This window comes from Candidatus Pantoea communis, assembly GCF_011752685.1.
In the GTDB taxonomy this organism is placed as follows: Bacteria; Pseudomonadota; Gammaproteobacteria; order Enterobacterales; family Enterobacteriaceae; genus Pantoea; species Pantoea communis.
In genome coordinates, this window is record NZ_VWXC01000060.1 from 1 (window position 1) to 1,117 (window position 1,117).

General features: G+C 51.3%; 1 protein-coding gene. It reads left to right on the plus strand.

Going from position 1 to position 1,117, the window contains the following annotated elements:
* Nucleotides 1–2: 2 nt before the first annotated feature.
* Nucleotides 3–1,117 (plus strand): IS3 family transposase gene (locus F3J37_RS27805; protein WP_166936842.1). Its coding sequence is split into 2 segments (ribosomal slippage), with 1,116 coding nucleotides annotated over them: nt 3–240 and nt 240–1,117; the frame shifts between segments, so codons are not numbered across the junction. This gene is flagged as partial in the annotation.

The following is a 1,117-nucleotide window of genomic DNA, read 5'->3' on the forward strand; positions in this document are numbered from 1 at the left end:
CCATGAGCGGTAAGCGTTATCCTGCAGAGTTTAAAATTGAAGCAGTCAAACAGGTTGTTGAGCGTGGTCATTCTGTTTCCAGCGTTGCAACACGTCTCGATATCACCACCCACAGCCTTTACGCCTGGATGAAGAAGTACGGTCCGGATTCTCCCACTCATAATGCACAGTCAGATGTTCAGGCTGAGATCCGCCGTCTCCAGAAAGAACTGAAGCGGGTTACCGACGAACGGGACATATTAAAAAAAGCCGCGGCGTACTTCGCAAAGCTGTCCGACTGAGCTACGCCTTTATCCGCGACAACAGCCGTTGCTGGCCTGTTCGATTGCTCTGTCGGATTCTGGATGTTCATCCGTGTGGATTTTATTTCTGGCTTCAACAGCCACATTCACAGCGTCACCAGGCAGACCAGATGCTGACCGGGCAGATCAAGCAGTTCTGGCTTGAGTCTGGCTGCGTCTATGGTTATCGCAAGATCCATCTCGATCTGCGTGATACTGGGCAACAGTGTGGAGTGAACCGGGTCTGGCGGCTCATGAGGCGTGCAGGAATAAAAGCTCAGGTTGGGTACCGTAGCCCACGGGTAAGTAAAGGCAAAGCCAGCATCGTGGCACCCAACAGGCTCCAGCGGCAGTTCAATCCAGACTCACCGAATGAGCGTTGGGTGACGGACATAACCTACATCCGAACCCACGAAGGCTGGCTGTATCTGGCCGTGGTGGTTGACCTGTTCTCCCGAAAAGTTATCGGTTGGTCAATGCAACCTCGTATGACAAAAGAGATTGTCCTGAACGCATTACTAATGGCGGTGTGGAGGCGTAATCCCCAAAAACAGGTACTGGTTCACTCTGATCAGGGCAGTCAATACACGAGCCATGAGTGGCAGCCGTTCCTGAAATCACACGGTCTGGAAGGTAGCATGAGTCGTCGTGGTAACTGCCATGACAACGCGGTTGCGGAAAGCTTTTTCCAGCTACTGAAACGCGAACGGATTAAGAAAAAGATCTACGGAACGAGAGACGAAGCCAGAAGCGATATTTTTGATTACATCGAAATGTTTTATAACAGTAAGCGTCGGCATGGTTCGAGCGAGCAGATGCCACCGGCTGAATATGAA